The organism is Streptosporangium sp. NPDC004379 (assembly GCF_042873875.1).
Classification (GTDB): domain Bacteria; phylum Actinomycetota; class Actinomycetes; order Streptosporangiales; family Streptosporangiaceae; genus Streptosporangium.
On sequence record NZ_JBIAMC010000008.1, the window covers coordinates 231579 to 247831 of the forward strand.

Consider the following 16253-nt stretch of genomic DNA (forward strand, 5'->3'; position numbering starts at 1 on the left):
CGGACGTCCTCGTACGGCGTCCTCATACGACGTCGAAGTCGACGGTCACCCGGTCCGTCGCGGGCACCGACCGGCACGTGAGCACGTAGCCCGCGGCCAGTTCCTCCTCGGTCAGCGCCCAGTTGCCGCTCATCCGCACCTCGCCGTCCACGACGCGGGCGCGGCAGGTGGCGCACACGCCGTTCCGGCAGGAGTACGGCAGCTCCGGACGGTACGGCAGGGCGTCGTCGAGGATCGGCCGGTCGCCCCGGACGCGCAGGGTGGTCGCCCGGCCGTCCAGCAGGACCCGCACCTCGCGGCCCTGCCCGGCGGGCGGCGGCACGGCGGGCGTCGCGGGCGGCGTGGCCGGGGACGGCCCGCCGGTGTGGAACAGCTCGGTGTGCACGGCGGCGCCCTCCCCGGCCACCTCCGACAGCACCCGCCGCGCGTCGCGCACCATGCCCTCGGGCCCGCACAGGAACCACTCCCGCACCCCCTCCGGCGCCACGAGGCGGGTGAGGACGTCCGCCAGCCGGCCCGCGTCCAGCCGTCCCCCGGCCAGGCCGAGGCGCGGTTCCTCACGGGAGAAGGAGTGCACCAGGTGCAGCCGCCCCGGATGGCGGTCCTTGAGGTCGGCCAGCTCCCCGGCGAACATCATCGAGTCCGCGGTGCGGTTGCCGTACACCACCGTGAACGTGCTGTGCGGTTCGGTGGCCAGCGCGGCGGCGGCCAGCGACAGCACGGGCGTGACGCCGGAGCCAGCCACGACGGCCCCGTAGCGCCGCCGCCGCGCCGGGTCGAACGCGGTGCCGAAGGCGCCCACGGGCGGCAGCACGTCCAGCGCGTCCCCGGCGGCGAGCGCGGCGGCGTGGGAGGAGAACCGCCCGCCCGGCACGACGCGGATCCCGATCCGTATCGTGCCGTGCCGTTCCAGCTCGGCGGGGGTGGAGCAGAGGGAGTAGCTGCGGCGGGTCTCCACGCCGGAGACGACCGCTCGCACCGTGACGTGCTGCCCGGGGGCGAAGGCGAACGTCCCGCGCAGTGCGGCGGGGACGCCGAACGTCACCGCCACCGCGCTGCCGTCGGCCGCGACCGGCTCCACGGCGGTGACCGCCAGGCGGTGGAAGCGCAACCGGGCACGGACCGGGACGCCGGCCGTCGTGGTCTCCCCGGCCGTCACGGTCGTCGAGGGGGTCGGGGGCGTCGCCGTCGTCCCGGGCGCCGTGAGGGGCCCGGGGCCCGTGGCCGCCGGAGCCGCCGGGGGCGCCGGAGTCGTCGTGGCCGTCATCAGTGGCCCTTCATGTGCTCGAACGGCTCGCCGCAGACGCGGCAGCGCCACAGCGACCGGCACGCCGTGGCGCCGGCTCGGGCGATCTCCTCGGTCGCCGCCCCGCCGCAGCGCGGACAGCCGGGACGGTACGGCGGGCGCGGCGAGATCGTGAGCAGCGGCAACGCGCGAGCCCGGAGCGGGACACCGGCCGTCCCCGCCGCGTCCTCCCGGGAGGCCGTGCCCTCCGGGGAGACCGTGCCCGCCGGACCGGGGGCGGCCGGGGGTGGCGGGGCGATGCCTGCGGCGGTGAGCTTCGCGCGGGCCGTCTCGCTCAGCCAGTCGGTCGTCCACGGCGGCGAGAGGGAGACGACGATCTCGACGTCGGGGAAGCCCGCGTCCCGCGCCGCCGCCGCGACGCCGGACCGGATGACCTCCATCGCGGGGCAGCCGAGATAGGTGGGCGTGATCGTGACGACCACCCGTCCGCCGGGCCCGGCCGCCACGTCCCGCAGCACGCCCAGCTCCCCGATGGACAGCACCCGCAGCTCGGGGTCGGGCACGGCCGCCACGGCGGCCCGCACCCGGGCCTCGGCGTCGGCGGCCGAGACCTTCCCGTGGGGCTCCGGATCGGCGGCCCGGTCATGAGCACGGGCCTCGAAGGCGGGTGCGGGCCGTACCGGGGACCCGGGGGCGGCGACTCGAGCGTGGCCGGTCACCAGCGGGCTCCCGGGTGCGCGCGGTGCACGTACTGGAGCTCGGCGAGCAGGTGGCCGAACGCCTCGGTGTGCGCGCCGCGGCGGCCGCCCGCCGGCGCCCAGCCGTCCTCGGGACGGCGCAGCGTCGCCTCGTGCAGCACCCGCTCGACCGTCTCCAGCCACGCGCCGCGCAGCCCGGCCGGATCGACCGTCCCGGGCGCCGGCGCGAACGGCTCGAACAGCTCGTGGGTGAAGGGCCACACCTCGTCGACGGCGTCCTGCATCCGCCGGTGGGACTCGGCGGTGCCGTCGCCCAGCCGCAGCGTCCACGTCACGGCGTGGTCGGCGTGGTAGGCCGTCTCCTTGGCCGCCTTGGCGGCGATGCCGGCCAGCCGCCCGTCCGCCGAGGACGACAGCGCCGTGTACAGGAGGTGCTGGTAGACGCCGAAGAACAGCATCTTGGCGACGGTCACGGCGAAGTCGCGGTCGGGCAGCTCGACGAGCTGGACGTTGCGGAAGTCGCGCTCGTCGCGCGTGTAGGCCAGCGCGTCCTCGTCGCGGCCCAGCCCTTCCAGCTCGCCCGCGTACGACAGCAGCGCCCGCGCCTGGCCGAGCAGGTCCAGCGCGATGTTGGCCAGGGCGACGTCCTCCTCCAGCTGCGGGGCCCGCGCGCACCACTCCGCCACCCGCTGGGCGGCGATCAGCGCGTCGTCCCCGAGCCCGAGCACGTAACCGGGCAGACCGGGCTCCCCGGCGTTCCGGGTGTCCTCGGCGAGAAGGTTCCCCACGCCGGGCCGTGCGGCATCCGGCCCGGCCGGTGCGGCGGTCGGCTCGTTCACAGGTGCTTCACCCCTTCGGGAAGGTCGAAGAAGGAGGGGTGCCGGTACGTCTTGTCGGCCGCCGGGTCGAAGAAGGCGTCCCGCTCGTCCGGGCTCGACGCGGTGACGGCGGCCGCCGGCGTGACCCAGACGGACACGCCCTCGCCCCGGCGCGTGTACAGGTCGCGGGCGTTGCGCAGCGCCGTCGCGGCGTCGGCGGCGTGCAGGCTTCCGGCGTGCGCGTGGGCGAACCCGCGACGGGCCCGCACGAACACCTCCCACAGCGGCCAGTCGCCCCCCGGAAGCCCCGGGTCGGCGGCGGTCTCCATGTCCGGCGCCGTCCTCGCGGTCTCCGGGGACTGCGGGGTCCGCGCGTCCGATGGCTCCCGGGCGCCGACGGTCCCGGCGGTCTCCGAGGTCCCGGCGGTATCGGAGATCTCAGAAGATCGCTGGACCCGGGCGTCCCGCGTCGTCTCCGAGGTCTCCGGGACGTTCGGGGACGCGGCGGACTCCGGGGAGGCGGGCGGCTCGCCGTACGGCTCCGCGGGGTGTTTGGCGGCGTAGGCCGCCGCGGCCTCGCGCACCCAGGCGCCCTCCTCGTGGGCGCGGCGGCGGTGGGCCATGCGCTGGCGGTTGCACGGCCCGTCACCCGCGACGACCCGCATGAGCTCGTCGTAGTCGGGCGGGGTGAAGTCGTGGTGCCCCCGCTCGGGGTTCCAGCGCAGCGCCGGGTCCGGCAGTTCGACGCCCAGGATCTCGGCCTGCGGCACGCAGATGTCGACGAACCGCTGCAGCAGCTCGTCGTTGGGGGCGCGCTTGATGCGCCACGCCAGCGACAGGTCCGAACGGGTGGACCTGTCGCGCGGCAGCCCGAACATCGCCAGCGCCGGATACCACCAGCGGGCGACCGCGTCCCGCAGCATCTCCCGCTGCGCGGGCGTGCCGCGTGACAGCGCGTACAGGATGTCGAAGCCCTGCCGGTGGTGGAACGACTCCTCCCGGCAGATGCGCACCAGCGCCCGCGCGTACGGGCCGTAGGAGGTACGGCACAGCGACACCTGGTTGACGACGGCCGCGCCGTCCGTCAGCCACGCGAGCGCCCCGACGTCGGCCCAGGTGAGCGTCGGGTAGTTGATGAACGACAGGTACTTCTGCCGCCCGGCGTGCAGCTCGTCCAGCAGCCACTCGCGGGTGACGCCCAGGGTCTCGGCCGTGGAGTAGAGGTAGAGCCCGTGCCCGGCCTCGTCCTGCACCTTCGCGATCAGGATCGCCTTGCGCATGAGGGTGGGGGCGCGGCCGATCCAGTTGGTCTCCGGCTGCATGCCCATGATCTCGGAGTGCGCGTGCTGCGCGATCTGCCGCAGCAGGGCCCGCCGGTAGCCGTCGGGCATCCAGTCCCGCGGCTCGACCTTCCCATCCGCCGCGATCAGCGCCTCGAACCGCTCCGCCTCCACCGCGCCGGCCGGGGCGGGACCTCGTGCGGCCGCGGCGTCGGTGAGCTCCCGCTCGGCCGCGTCCACCTCCGCGAGCAGATCCTCGGTCCCGAACGCCCGCTCCCCGCCCCCGGACGCGGCCTCCGCCGATCCGGGTTCCCCCGCTCCGAACGGCGACGGCCTCTCGACGATCTTCACCCCTGCCCCTCTCGAAAGCTCCCCGGGTCGCCGGGGCACCAGGTCGCGGTGCTGCCGCCGCCGAAGCGGGCTCCCTTCCGGCTGGTCCGGCTGCTCGGCCATCTCAGCTTCATCCCGCCCGGTTCGCCCCGCATCTCTGGAATTGCGGTCTGCCGCGCCGTACGACCGGTCCGCTGCGCCGTATGACCGGTCTGCCGCCCCGTACGGTCCGCCTGTCGCACCCGGGGGAGACCCCGCCGTTGCTCAGAGGCCGTCCCGCACGGCCCACAGGTCGGGGAAGGCGGGGACGGAGACGGTCCGGTAGAGGTACGGCGCGCCCGACGAGCCGCCGGTGCCGGGCCGGCGGCCGATGATCCGCTCGACCATCTTCACGTGGCGGTAGCGCCACTCCTGCACGTCCTCGTCCAGGGACAGCAGCTGCTCGAAGATCCGCGCCGCGAACCCCCCGTCCCGGCAGGCCGTGAGCAGCACCGCCCGCAGCCGCTCCGAGGGCTCCGCCGGCCGGGTCACGTCCCGGCCGAGCAGGTCCGGCGGCACCGGGTAGCCCTGCGTGACGAGGTAGCGCAGGAACGAGTCGAGCAGGGAGGGACGGCTCATCGCGGCCTCGATCCGGGCCCGCTCCGGGGAGCCCTCCTCGAAGGTCTGCGCCGTCCGGGGGTCGCGCCGCCCCAGCACCGCCTCGATCTCCCGGAACTGCGCGGACTGGAACCCGCTGCTGCCCCCCAGGTCGGGCCGGAAGGCCGCGAACTGGGTCGGGGTCATCGTCTCGATCACATCGATCTGGGCGATCACGGCTTTGAGGACGGCCAGGGCCCGGCGCAGCGTCTGCAGTGCGTGGACCGAGTCACCCGCCGACAGCTCCTCCTGCAACCTGGCGAACTCGTGCAGCAGCTCCTTGAACCACAGCTCGTGGACCTGGTGCACGATGATGAACAGGATCTCGTCGTGCTTGTCGGTCAGCGGCCGCTGCGCCGCGAGGACCTCGTCCAGGGCGAGGTAGGAGGAGTACGTCAGCGCGGTGGACTGGTCGGCGGTCACGGGCACGGGTCCCCTCGTCGGAAATCACGCCTCGTCGGAGGACTCGTCGAAGGAGCCTCATCGAGGACTCATCGCAAGGAACGAAAGGGGCGCGCACCCCGCGGGACGCGCCGGGGGAACTCCGCCGGCCGTCCCACCAGGTCAAGCTATAAGGCGTTCCACACCCCGGCAAGGGACGCCGTTGCGGCGTCGCAGTCCCGGCAATCGCGAAGAAAAACCACCGGCGTGCGGCGGCGGCACCGCACGCTGGAAGATGCGCCGCCCCCGGTACCGGCCGGACGATGTCGCAGTGGCGCGGGCGACGGCGTCCGCCGCCGGCGGCCGGGCCGCCCCCACCGGTCCGTGCCCGGTCCAGCACGCGACCCGAGGAGGACGCATGAGGGGCTCCGGAGCCGAGACCGGTTCGACGCTGCTCCAGGACGGCCCGGCCGCGCGGCCGGACGGCCTCCCGCCGCGCTACGAGGACATCCCCCTCGAGTTCAACATCGCCTCGCACTTCCTGGACCGCGGCGACGGGCGGCGGACCGCCCTGATCACCGCCGCCGGTCCCGTCACCTACGCCGAGCTGCGGACGCTGGCCAACCGGGCGGGTCACGCGCTGCGCGCGCTGGGCGTAAGGCGCGGCGACCGGGTCCTGCTCGCGCTCGGCGACGGCGTGGAGTTCGTCGCCACCTGGTACGGCGCGCAGAAGATCGGCGCCGTCACCGCCGAGGTCTACACCTTCCTCAAGCCCGGGGACTACCGCTACTACGCCGACTACGCCGAGCCCGCCGTCGTCGTGGCCGACGCGGTGACCCTGGACCGCCTCCGGGAGGCCGGGGTGACGAACCTGCTGGTGACCGGGGTGCCGCCGGAGGAGCTGCGCGCGGGCGAGCACTGCTTCGAGACGCTGCTGGCAGCCCAGCCGGCCGAGCTGGCCGCCGCCCCGACGACCCGCGACGACGTCGCGATGTGGCGGTTCACCAGCGGCAGCACCGGCGCGCCCAAGGCGTGTGTGCTGGCCGCCCGCAGCGCGGCGCTCAGCTTCGAGTGGTTCGCCCGCGGCGTGCTGGACATCCGGCCCGACGACGTCGTGCTGCCGGTGCCCAAGCTGTTCTTCGGCTACGCCAACAACATGACCGCGCTGTTCCCGCTGGGGGTGGGGGCGGCCGGGATCGTCTTCCCCGAGCGCAGCACCGCCGACCGGATCTTCGAGCTGATCGCCGAGCATCGGCCGACCATTCTGGTCAACGTGCCGACGATGATGAGCGCGATGGTCTCCCATCCGGAGGCCGCGAAGCAGGATCTCAGCTCGATCCGGGTGTGCATCTCGGCGGGCGAGGCCCTCCCCGTGGAGCTGCACCGCCGGTGGCTGGACACCTTCGGCGTCGAGGTCATCGACGGCATCGGCTCGTCGGAGTCGTTCCACGGCTACGTGTGCAACCGGCCCGGCGGCGTCCGCATGGGCAGCCTCGGCCAGGTCGTGCCCGGCTACCGGGTGCGGGTGGTGGACCGGGACGGCGAGCCGCTGCCGGACGGCGAGACCGGGCTGCTGGAGGTGACCGGCGAGACCGTGGCGCTGGAGTACTGGCGCTCGCCGGAGAAGTCGGCCCGGACGTTCGTCGCCCCGCACACGGTGCGTTCGGGCGACCTGTTCACCCGCGACGCCGAGGGCTACTTCCACTACAAGGGCCGGGTGGACGACCTGCTGCGGGTCGGCGGCAAGTGGGTCGCCCCCGCCGAGGTGGAGAACTGCCTGCTGGGTCACCCCGCGGTCGCCGAGTGCGCGGTCGTCGGCTACCAGGTGGACGGGCTGACCCTGCCGCGCGCGTTCGTGGTGGCCGCGGGCGAGGTCACCGCGCGGGAGCTGCAGGACTTCGTCCGCGCCCGGCTCGCGCCGCACAAGTACCCGCGGGACGTGCGGTTCGTCGACGAGCTGCCCGAGACCGCCTCCGGCAAGCTGAACCGCCTGGCCCTGCGCGAGGACTGAGCGGGCGGGACCGTCACGCCTCCGGGGACGGCGGGGGCGGGGGGAGTTCGTCCAGGTCCAGGCCGAACCAGGTGCGGTACGCCGCGCGGACCTCCTCGTCGCCCGAGAGGACCCGCTTCTCCCGCCGGCCCTCCTCCCGCACCGACAGCGTGTCGCCGCTCAGGGTGACCCGGCCGGTGGGGGTGGGCAGCGTGCAGTACAGGTGGGTCAGGTGCGGCGAGCCGGGGAAGTTGCAGTACCACCACCACATGTGCGTGAAGTCCTCGACCGTCCGGGGACGCGCCTCGATCCGGTACTGAGGGACCTCGTCGCGCAGCAGGTCGAGGTCGCCGTACGGGGCGCCCTCGGTGAGCCGGAACACCCCGTGCGGGTCGCGCTGCGGTTCGAGGGAGTCGAAGCGCAGCGGCCGCCGGGCGCCCCGGCCGTAGCCGACGTCCACCAGCCACGGGTGCGGCGAGTCCCCGGCGACGACGCGCAGCAGCATGTGCCCGAGCACCGGACCGAGCACGCCGTGCTCGGAGACCCGCCCGGCGAGCACGGTGACGTCGTAGCCGAGGGCGCGCAGCAGCTCGGAGAAGGCCCCGTTGAGCTCGTAGCAGGTGCCGCCGCGCCGCCTCGTGACGATCTTCTCGATGGCGCCGGCGCCGATGTCCATCGGCACGCGCAGGTGGAAGTCGACGTTCTCGAACGGCACCGCCATGACGTGCCGCTCGTGCAGCTCGGCGAGCGCCCCGGCGGTGGGCCGCGCCGGGCGGCGGGCGCCGATGCGCGCGAGGTAGGCCGCCACGGTCCGCTCGTCCAGCGGCGCGCGCCCGCCCGTCTCGTCTCCGGATCCGGTCGCGGGGCGCCCGGCCGCCGCATGGCCGGCCGTCGCGTGTCCGTCCGCGGCGGACGCCCCGCCCGGCGCCGGACGGGGCGTCCCCGTCCCGGTGTCCGTCTCCCCGGCCCGCAGCGTGAAAGTCATTCCCGCGCCCCTGTCGTCCGCCGATCCGTCGCTGAACAACCCTGGCGCGGGAAAGCGCCGCGCGCATCTCCGGAATTGCGGAACGGTGATTTCCGGGCCGCATTGTCCACCCGCCGTACCAGGGCTTCGTCCCTTCGCAATTCAAGAGATGCGTCACGGCGAGACCGCAGGTGACGATACGACCGTTACCGTCACCTGCGGCGTGAAAAGGGCCCGTGTTCCAGTGAATTGATCGCCTCTGCCGCCCGTCTTCGCCGTGCCGGGCGAGGCGGCCGAACTTTCACGCGGGAAATCGGAACTTGGAGGCAAAATTGACCGAGGCGAGCACTGCGGTCCGCGGCGCGCACGAGGCCGTGACCGCGCGCGTCGCGTGGTGGGCGCAGGTGCAGCCGCACCAGCCCGCCGTCACGCACGCCGGAACCGTGCTGACATACGCTGAACTGTACGAACGTTCCTGCCGGGTGGCCGCGGCGCTGCGCGCCCGCGGCGTCACCCGTGGCACGCTCGTGGCCCTGGCCCTGGAGCGCTCACCCGACCTGGTCGTCGCCGCCCTGGGGGTGCTGCTCGCCGGCGGCGCGTACGTCGGCACCGACGTCGACGAGCCCGACACCCGGCTGACCTCGATCCTCACCGACTCGGGCGTCCCGCTGGTCGTCACGCGCGCATCCGGCGCCGCCCGGTTCGCCGGCGGCCCGGCGCGGGTGCTGACCGTCGAGGAGGCCCTGCGCGGCGACCCCGGCGGGGGCGACGCCGTCGAGATCCCCGAGCCCGAGCCGGACGACCTGTGCTACGTCGTCTACACCTCCGGCTCCACCGGCGTCCCCAAGGGCGTCCTGCTGCCGCACGAGGGCCTGACGAACCTGGTCACCTGGCACCGGCGGACCTTCGAGGTGCGGCCCGGCGACCGGATGACCCAGCTCGCCCGGCCGTCCTTCGACGCCTGGGCGCTGGAGGTGTGGCCCTGCCTGGCCGCCGGCGCCACTTTGTGCGTCGTCGAGGGGCTGCCCGACTCCCCGGCCGACTTCGTGCGCTGGCTCGCCGACGAGCGGATCACCGTCTGCTTCCTCACCACCGCGCTGGCCGCCGAGATGCTGGAGCAGGACTGGCGGGGGTACGGCGGCGCGCTGCGGGTGATGCTGACCGGCGGGGAGAAGCTGCACCGCCACCCGCGGCCGGGCCTGCCGTTCCGGCTGTTCAACCTGTACGGTCCGACCGAGACGACGGTCGTCGCCACCTTCGCCGAGGTGCCGCCGCGCGCCGGGCGTGAGGAGGTCCCGCCGATCGGCCGGCCGCTGCCCGGTATGCGGGCCTACGTCCTGGACTCGCGGCGCCGCCCGGTGCCGCCCGGCACCGCGGGCGAGCTGCACATCGGCGGGACGGGCGTGGCCCGCGGCTACCTCGACCGGCCGGAGCTCACCGCCGAGAGGTTCCTGTCCGACCCGTTCGTCCCCGACGGCGACGCCCGCATGTACGCCACCGGGGACCTGGTGCGCGAGCTGCCCGACGGCTCGCTGGACTTCATCGGCCGCGCTGACGACCAGGTGAAGCTGCGCGGCTTCCGCATCGAGCTCGGCGAGGTCGAGGCGGCGCTGCACCGGCTGTCCGGGGTGCGCGAGGCCGTCGCCGTCAAGCACGACACCGGCGACCGGCTCGTCGCCTACGTGGTGCCCGCCGGTCCCGGCGACCCGCCCGACGCGGCGGAGGCCCGCCGCGACCTGGCCGGGTGGCTGCCCGACTACATGGTGCCGCAGACCGTCGTGACCCTGGAGTCGCTGCCGCTGACCCCGCACGGCAAGGCCGACCGCCGGGCGCTGGCCGCCCGCCCGCTGCCCGCCCAGGCCCCGGCCGGGCCGGCCGCGCCGGACTTCCGTACCGACACCGAGCGCCTGATGGCGGACCTGTGGCGCGACGTGCTGCAGATCACCTCGGTGAAGCGCGACGACAGCTTCTTCGACCTGGGGGGCGACTCCCTGCAGGCGATGCGCCTGGCGACGCGCGCCAGGGAGCGCGGCATCCGGCTGGGCGCCGACGACCTCTTCGAGTACGACGTGCTCCACGAGCTGGCCGCGTGGATCGCCGAGACGGGGGAGGCGGGATCATGAGGCGGCTGAAGGTCAGTCTCGTCGAGCTGTCGGTCTACGCCCACACCCTGCCGCTGGCCTCGGGCTATCTGCAGGCCTACGCCCAGCAGGACGAGGACGTCGCCGCGACGTGCGACTTCACCATCCACGCGCCCGAGGTGCAGACCCCGGTCGAGGACCTGGTCGCGCTGATGCTGGAGGCCGACGCCGACGTCTACGCGATGAGCTGCTACCTGTGGAACATGCGGCGGATGAAGGCGCTGCTGGACGAGCTGGTACGGCTCCGCCCCGACGCCTGCTTCATCCTGGGCGGCCCGCAGGTGATGAACCACGCCGCCGAGTACGTCCCCGCCGACTGGGAGAACGTCGCGGTGTGCAACGGCGAGGGGGAGAAGCCCTTCACCGCCTTCCTGCGCGAGGTGGCCGACACCGCCCCCGGGAGCGTCCCCGACCTGGGCAGGGTGCCGGGGATCAGCTACTGGTCGGACGGCGCGCTGGTCACCACCGACAAGCCCGCCCGCATCAAGGAGCTCGACGAGATCCCCTCGCCGTTCGCCGCCGGGGTCTTCGACGGCGGCGAGTACGTCTTCGCCGTCGTGGAGACCAACCGCGGCTGCCCCTTCCGCTGTACGTACTGCTACTGGGGCGCGGCCACCAACGACAAGGTGCACCGCTGGGAGCTGGACCGGGTCAAGGCGGACCTGACGTGGATCAGCGAGCACGGCATCGAGAGCATCTTCCTCGCCGACGCCAACTGGGGGGCGCTGCCCCGCGACGTCGAGCTGACCCGGCACATGGTCGAGTGCAAGGAACGCAACGGCTACCCGCTGATGGTCACCATGCAGGCGGCCAAGAACCGGCCGGACCGGGTCACGGAGATCACCGAGATCCTCGTCGAGGGCGGCATGCTGACCAGCCAGCCGGTGTCGCTGCAGACCCTCAGCACGCAGACCCTCGAACTGGTCGAGCGGTCCAACATCAAGGAGTCCACCTACGTCGAGCTGCAGTCCAAGCTGCGCGAGAAGCAGATCAGCTCCTACACCGAGCTGATCTGGCCGCTGCCGGGGGAGACCCTGGACTCCTTCCGGGAGGGCATCGGCAAGCTGTGCCGTACCGGCGCCGACGCGGTGGTGGCCTACCCGCAGCTGCTGCTGCGCAACACCCCGATGTACGAGCGGCGCGAGGACCTGGGCGTCGTCACCGTCCGCGTGGACGACCCGGTGGCCGAGGCCGACGTGGTGGTGGCGACGAACTGGGTGACCCGCGACGACTTCAAGGCCGGCGTGTGGTTCTACTACGCGGTGATCAGCCTGTACAACGCCCGCGCCGGCTTCTACGTCGCCCGCGAGCTGGACCGGTCGGGGGTGTGCTCGCACACCGAGTTCCTGACGATGGCCGCCGACTACTTCCGGCGCCGCACCGACACCGAGATCTGCCGCTTCTTCTCCGACTCGGTGGAGACCCTCGGCAACTACGACATCAACAACATCGGCAAGGTGCTGCACTACGTGCTGCACTCCCACCGGGCCGAGATGGACGCGCTGCTGGAGGGGTTCCTGCGGGAGCGGGGCTGGCTGGCCGACCGCCGGGTGCGGATCGCCTTCGAGCTGGACCTGCTGGCCCGGCCGTACGTCTACCGGGAGGCGGTGGCCGAGCCGACCGTCGCGCTGGAGCACGTGCGGGTGGTCTCGCGGGGCCGCCACGACCTGGTGGCGGAGCTGCCGGCCGAGGCGGTGGAGATGCTGTCGTCGTTCGAGACGGTGCCGGGCCTGGTCGTCACGGAGGAGCCCCGGGACCTCGCCGCGGACCTCGCGGCGGACCTGCCGGGGTTCGGGACGTACGGCGCGGACACGGTACGGCTGCGCGTCAACCACGCGGGCCGGCACAAGATGCCCTACCCGCGCCGCCGCAGCCTGGACCACAACGCCGCGTACTGCCAGGTGATGATGAACCGCCTGCGGGACATCCTGCCGTCCTGGGCGCCCGTGGTGCCGGACGCGGTCGCCGGAGCGATCGATGCGCCGTGACGTGTTCACCGACGAGCACGAGGCGTTCCGCGACCTGGTGCGGACCTTCGTGGCCAAGGAGATCCTGCCCTCCTATCCCCGATGGGAGGAGGAGGGCGGGGCCGACCGCGAGGTGTGGCGCAGGGCGGGCCGGTGCGGCCTGCTCGGGATGGACGTCGACGCCTCCTACGGCGGGGGCGGCGACCCCGACTACCGCCACCACGTGATCCTGGCCGAGGAGATGGCCCGCGCCGGGGTGTACGCCCCGGCGCTGTCCCTGCACAACGAGATCGCCGGCATGTACCTGCGCACCCTGGCCACCGAGGAGCAGAGACGGCGCTGGCTGCCCGGTTTCTGCTCCGGGGACCTGGTGACGGCGATCGCGATCACCGAGCCGGACGCCGGCAGCGATGTGCAGCGGCTGCGCACCCGGGCGGTGCGCGACGGCGACCGGTACGTGCTCAACGGCCAGAAGACGTTCATCACCAACGGCTCGGCCGCCGACCTGTTCCTGGTGGTCGCCCGCACCGGCGGCGGACCGGCGGCCTCCGGCGCCAGCGTGCTGGCCGTGGAGGCCGACCGGCCCGGCTTCACCCGGGGCCGCAAGCTCGACAAGATCGGCATGCGGGCGATGGACACCGTCGAGCTGTTCTTCGACGACGTCGAGGTCCCGGCCGCCAACCTCCTGGGCAAGGAGGGCCGGGCCTTCGCCTACATGATGCGCACCCTGCGCCAGGAGCGGATGATGATCGCGGTGGCGGCGCTCGCCGCGGCCGAGAGGGTCCTGGAGGACACCCTGGCCTACTGCCGGGAGCGCGAGGTCTTCGGCCGGCCCGTCGGCCACCACCAGTACAACCGCTTCGTGCTCGCCGAGCTGGCCACCGCGCTGGCGGTGGCCCGCGCGTTCACCGACCGCTGCGTCGCCGAGCACGCCGCCGGGCGGCTGGCCGCCGAGGAGGCGGCCATGGCCAAGTGGTGGAACACCGAGCTGTGCCAGAAGGTCGTGGACCGCTGCCTGCAGCTGCACGGCGGTTACGGCGTCGTGCGTGACTTCCCGGTGGCCCGCGCGTTCGTCGACACCCGCGTGCAGACCATCTACGGCGGCACCACCGAGGTCATGAAGGAGATGATCGGCCACTCGCTGATCTGAGCGGCCGGTCGCGAGGCGAAGGGGATCGGCCGCCCGCCGGTTCGGACGGCCGGTCGTGAGGCGAGGAGGACGACCGGCCGCCCGCTGTGCCGAGCGGCCGGTCGGAGGTGAAGGAGACGATCGGCCGCCCGCTGATCCGGGTGGCCGGTCGCGAGGAGATCCGGAGCGAAATGGTCACCCAGCCCTCGTGGTATCTGACGTTCGAGCCCCGTCCCGCGGCGCGGGTACACCTGTACGGCCTGCCGTTCGCCGGCGGCGGCGTCTCGATGTTCCGCCCGTGGACGCGCCACCTGCCGCCGTGGGTGGAACTGCGCGCGGTCCGCCTGCCGGGCCGTCCGGGCCGCCACCGTCAGGCGCCGTTCACCGACTGCGAGGAGGCGGCCCGCTGGCTGGCCGACGCGCTGGCCGAGACGCGGGCCGGTGAGCGGGCCGGAACACGGGTCGGCGAGCCGGCCGGTGAGCGGGCCGGTGGCCCGGCCGCCGGTGCGGTGCCGTACGCCGTGTTCGGGCACAGCATGGGGGCGCTGCTGGGCTACCGCCTGACCCGGGCGCTGCTGCGCGACGGCACGCCGCCGCCGTCGCTGCTCGCCCTGGCGGCGTGGCCGGTGCGCGGCGCCACGGCGGCCCTGACCCCCGACCCGGCCGACCCCGACGACCGCTTCGCCGCGACGCTGCGGTCCCTGGGCGGGCTGCCGCCGGAGATGGCCGACGACCCGGAAGCGCTCGCGCTGACCCTGCCCGTCGCCAGGGCCGACTTCACGCTGTGCCGTTCCTACGCCTACCGCGACGAGCCGCCGCTGCCGGTCCCGGTGACCGCCTTCGGCGGCACCGCCGACGCGGTGGCTCCCCCCGGGGAGCTGGCCGAGTGGCGGGCGCACACCCGCGACTTCCTGGGGCTGCGGCTGTTCGAGGGCGGCCATTTCTTCCCGCGCGAGCACCTGCCGGAGCTGGCGGCGGCCCTGACCGCCGACCTCTCCCGCGTCCTCGGCCGCCCCGGCCCGACGCTCCCGCCGAACCCTTCCGGGACCTCCGGGGCCTCCGGGACCGTCGCCGGGACGATCTCCCGAGCCCCCGGTGGGACCGCCGTGTCCGCCGGCGGAACCTCCGGCGGTACGGCCTCCGAGACCGTCGCCGATGACGCCGGAGCCGTCACTTCCGTCCCGTTCGTCACGTCCAACCCCTGAAACGCCCGCCCCGCCCGCGCCCCCGATGCCGCAATCCAGGAGATGCGCCGCTGATCACCGCGCACCCACCCTTAAGGGGTCGTTTAACTCCTCAAGGAGCGGCCATGGCAACAGACATCGTCAGCGGGACAGGTAGGGGTGGGCCGGACACCCAGCCCCCGCAGACCCGCGACACCAAGCGCCAGTACTTCCCCGAGCTGCAGGGGATCCGGGCCATCGCCGTACTGGCAGTGATCACCATCCATTCGGCGTTCACCGCCGGGCAGATCGGGTTCGGGGACTACCCGGGCAACGGCGCCTTCGCCGTCGTGCTGGAGAGGTTCACCAGGGAGTCCCTGCCGATCCTCTTCGCCCTGTCCGGATTCCTCATCTACCGTCCCTTCGCCCTGGCGACCATGGCCGGCACGGCACGGCCCGACCTGAAGGCCTACGCCTGGCGGCGGGCGCTGCGCATCTTCCCGGCGTTCTGGCTGGTGTCGGTCGTGGTGATGCTCACGCTCGGCCGCGAGCAGGTCACCGACATCTGGTACGCCCTGCGGGTGCTGTCCATGCAGCACGTCTACAACGCGGGCGCCATCCCGGCCGGTCTCGAGTCGACCTGGAGCATGGCCACCGAGAGCGCCTTCTACGTGCTGCTGCCGTTCTTCGCGTGGTTCGCCGGCCGTCTCGCGAGCCGGGTGGCCGACCCGGCCGCCAAGGCACGCCGCATCCTGGTGCCGATCGCCGCGATCATCGTGATCGGCTACGCGTTCAGCGCCTACAGCCACTCGGCGGCGCTGGGACCGTACCCCGTCCAGGGCAACTGGCCGCCCGGATGGTTCGGCTACCTGGCCGTCGGCATGGCCCTGGCGGCGATGTCGGCCGCCGCCGAGGCGTCGCCCACGACGATGCTCGCCCCCTACCGCCTGGTGGCGAGGTATCCGGGCTGGTGCTGGCTCGCGGCGCTGGTCGTCATCGTCCTGTTCTGCTTCTCACCCGTCGGCGGCCAGGGCACGGCGAACTACCCGACCATGGCGGTCGTCATGTTCGACCAGCCGATCGACCTGCTGATCGTCTTCCTGCTCCTGGCGCCGCTGACCGTGCCGGGGGTGCGGTCCCGGTTCATCGAGTCGGTGCTGACCTTCCGGCCGCTGCAGTACATCGGCAAGGTCTCCTACGGGATGTTCCTCTGGCACATCCCGATGATCCTCTTCTACACCGGCGGCACCATGTCGTCCGACAACTTCCCCCTGACGTGGCTCATCGTCCAGGCCGGCAGCTTCGTGGCCGCCCTGGTGAGCTACTACGCCGTCGAGAAGCCCGCCATGCGGCTGCGCAACCGGTTCGGCAAGAAGCCGGTCGAGCCGAGCATCCCCGTGCTGGCGCGCTGACCCGAAGGCACCGGGGCCGCCGCGTGCGGGAGCGCGGCGGTCCCCGGTCTTCCCGGGCCCGGCGGTGGTACCCCCCACCGCCGGACCCGGATCTCCCG

12 protein-coding genes and 1 pseudogene are annotated in these 16253 nt (G+C 73.7%); 6 read left to right on the forward strand and 7 right to left on the reverse strand.

Going from position 1 to position 16253, the window contains the following annotated elements:
- Positions 1-22: 22 nt before the first annotated feature.
- The 6 genes and pseudogenes from ACFYSC_RS19620 to ACFYSC_RS19645 all read right to left on the reverse strand — a co-directional run bounded on the left by ACFYSC_RS19620 (position 23) and on the right by ACFYSC_RS19645 (position 5431).
- Positions 23-1267 carry a 2Fe-2S iron-sulfur cluster-binding protein gene (locus tag ACFYSC_RS19620; protein ID WP_389963255.1) on the reverse strand — a complete coding sequence of 415 codons (1245 nt, stop codon included), beginning with the start codon at positions 1265-1267 and terminating at the stop codon, positions 23-25.
- Complete coding sequence (paaD, locus tag ACFYSC_RS19625) at positions 1267-1965, reverse strand: 1,2-phenylacetyl-CoA epoxidase subunit PaaD (RefSeq protein WP_389963258.1); 699 nt, start codon at positions 1963-1965, stop codon at positions 1267-1269. Before paaD ends, ACFYSC_RS19620 begins: the two co-directional genes overlap by 1 nt.
- A complete protein-coding gene (gene paaC / locus ACFYSC_RS19630) occupies positions 1962-2783 on the reverse strand; it encodes a 1,2-phenylacetyl-CoA epoxidase subunit PaaC (RefSeq protein ID WP_389963261.1) in 822 nt (273 codons plus the stop codon). Before paaC ends, paaD begins: the two co-directional genes overlap by 4 nt.
- Positions 2780-3091, reverse strand: a complete 312-nt coding sequence (gene paaB, locus ACFYSC_RS19635; RefSeq protein ID WP_389963583.1) for a 1,2-phenylacetyl-CoA epoxidase subunit PaaB — start codon at positions 3089-3091, stop codon at positions 2780-2782. Before paaB ends, paaC begins: the two co-directional genes overlap by 4 nt.
- A gap of 219 nt (positions 3092-3310) precedes the next feature.
- Positions 3311-4216, reverse strand: a pseudogene (gene paaA / locus ACFYSC_RS19640) (1,2-phenylacetyl-CoA epoxidase subunit PaaA); the annotation flags it as partial.
- Positions 4217-4636: 420 nt separating this feature from the next.
- Positions 4637-5431 carry a tryptophan 2,3-dioxygenase gene (locus ACFYSC_RS19645; protein WP_389963264.1) on the reverse strand — a complete coding sequence of 265 codons (795 nt, stop codon included), beginning with the start codon at positions 5429-5431 and terminating at the stop codon, positions 4637-4639.
- A gap of 376 nt (positions 5432-5807) precedes the next feature.
- Between ACFYSC_RS19645 and ACFYSC_RS19650 the strand changes: the two genes are divergently transcribed.
- Complete coding sequence (locus tag ACFYSC_RS19650) at positions 5808-7400, forward strand: benzoate-CoA ligase family protein (RefSeq protein ID WP_389963267.1); 1593 nt, start codon at positions 5808-5810, stop codon at positions 7398-7400.
- A 13-nt stretch (positions 7401-7413) separates the two neighbouring features.
- On the opposite strand, the gene ACFYSC_RS19655 is transcribed toward ACFYSC_RS19650, so the two are convergent.
- On the reverse strand, positions 7414-8364 hold the full coding sequence (locus ACFYSC_RS19655) for an arylamine N-acetyltransferase (RefSeq protein WP_389963270.1): 951 nt from the start codon (positions 8362-8364) through the stop codon (positions 7414-7416).
- 311 nt (positions 8365-8675) lie between these two features.
- Between ACFYSC_RS19655 and ACFYSC_RS19660 the strand changes: the two genes are divergently transcribed.
- From ACFYSC_RS19660 to ACFYSC_RS19680, 5 genes are all read left to right on the forward strand, one after another.
- Positions 8676-10466 carry an amino acid adenylation domain-containing protein gene (locus tag ACFYSC_RS19660; protein WP_389963273.1) on the forward strand — a complete coding sequence of 597 codons (1791 nt, stop codon included), beginning with the start codon at positions 8676-8678 and terminating at the stop codon, positions 10464-10466.
- Complete coding sequence (locus ACFYSC_RS19665; protein ID WP_389963275.1) at positions 10463-12472, forward strand: B12-binding domain-containing radical SAM protein; 2010 nt, start codon at positions 10463-10465, stop codon at positions 12470-12472. Before ACFYSC_RS19660 ends, ACFYSC_RS19665 begins: the two co-directional genes overlap by 4 nt.
- Positions 12462-13601: an acyl-CoA dehydrogenase family protein gene (locus ACFYSC_RS19670; RefSeq protein ID WP_389963279.1), complete on the forward strand. Its 1140-nt coding sequence runs from the start codon at positions 12462-12464 to the stop codon at positions 13599-13601. The genes ACFYSC_RS19665 and ACFYSC_RS19670 overlap by 11 nt, the downstream gene beginning before the upstream one ends.
- Positions 13602-13708: 107 nt before the next feature.
- Positions 13709-14785, forward strand: coding sequence for a thioesterase II family protein (locus ACFYSC_RS19675; RefSeq protein WP_389963283.1), 1077 nt, complete (start codon positions 13709-13711; stop codon positions 14783-14785).
- Positions 14786-14889: 104 nt separating this feature from the next.
- The gene (locus ACFYSC_RS19680) at positions 14890-16155 is read left to right on the forward strand and encodes an acyltransferase family protein (protein ID WP_389963286.1); all 1266 of its coding nucleotides are present in this window, start codon (positions 14890-14892) and stop codon (positions 16153-16155) included.
- Positions 16156-16253: the final 98 nt, after the last annotated feature.

Excerpts from the sequence above, each read along its gene's own strand:
- ACFYSC_RS19620 (WP_389963255.1), bottom strand. The coding sequence starts at position 1,267 with ATGACGGCCACGACGACTCCGGCGCCCCCGGCGGCTCCGGCGGCCACG.
- paaB (WP_389963583.1), bottom strand. The coding sequence starts at position 3,091 with ATGGAGACCGCCGCCGACCCGGGGCTTCCGGGGGGCGACTGGCCGCTG.
- ACFYSC_RS19650 (WP_389963267.1), top strand. The coding sequence starts at position 5,808 with ATGAGGGGCTCCGGAGCCGAGACCGGTTCGACGCTGCTCCAGGACGGC.
- ACFYSC_RS19655 (WP_389963270.1), bottom strand. The coding sequence starts at position 8,364 with ATGACTTTCACGCTGCGGGCCGGGGAGACGGACACCGGGACGGGGACG.
- ACFYSC_RS19665 (WP_389963275.1), top strand. The coding sequence starts at position 10,463 with ATGAGGCGGCTGAAGGTCAGTCTCGTCGAGCTGTCGGTCTACGCCCAC.
- ACFYSC_RS19670 (WP_389963279.1), top strand. The coding sequence starts at position 12,462 with ATGCGCCGTGACGTGTTCACCGACGAGCACGAGGCGTTCCGCGACCTG.
- ACFYSC_RS19680 (WP_389963286.1), top strand. The coding sequence starts at position 14,890 with ATGGCAACAGACATCGTCAGCGGGACAGGTAGGGGTGGGCCGGACACC.